General features: G+C 46.4%; 1 protein-coding gene. It reads left to right on the top strand.

Annotated features, from left to right (window positions below):
• The coding region (locus tag NZ583_09050; GenBank protein MCS7281737.1) for a hypothetical protein at positions 1-394 on the top strand (394 nt) is incomplete at its 5' end.
• Positions 395-509: the final 115 nt, after the last annotated feature.

Below are 509 nucleotides of genomic sequence, written 5' to 3'. Positions count from 1 at the left end.
TTACGGAGTCATATCCGCAAGTCTCCATGACTGTGGCATGTTTAAAGTCAAAGAGTTAAACGAGGCTCATAGATTCACAGTACGCGGTCCAATGCCTCATGAGGAGCAGGGATACCATCTTTTAAGTTCTTTTAGCACTCTTTTTCGGTGTGCAGAGATTGTCCGCTACCACCACATGTGGTTTAACGGCCATGACGATTATGGGGTTGGCAAAGAGGATGTCCCGCTACAGAGTTACGTTATCCATTTGAGTGACAGGATCGACGTTTTGTGTCGGAGAAATGTTCCCATCCTTGTTCAGCAGGATATCTCCATGATGTGGGGAAACTGGCCATACCAACAGAGATTCTGGAAAAACCGGGGCCACTTACAGAATTTGAAATGTCGATCATAAAAAGCCACACTTATTACTCATACCGGGTACTCGAGTCTGTGCCAGAGATGCAAACGGTTAACCAATGGGCTTCCTTTCATCACGAGAGACTTGACGGCTCCGGATATCCTTTCCA

This window comes from Thermodesulfobacteriota bacterium (genome assembly GCA_025062045.1).
Lineage (GTDB): Bacteria > Desulfobacterota > Syntrophorhabdia > Syntrophorhabdales > JANXAF01 > JANXAF01.
Note: the sequence above shows the minus strand (reverse complement) of the source record. Positions and strands in the feature narration are given on the sequence as shown.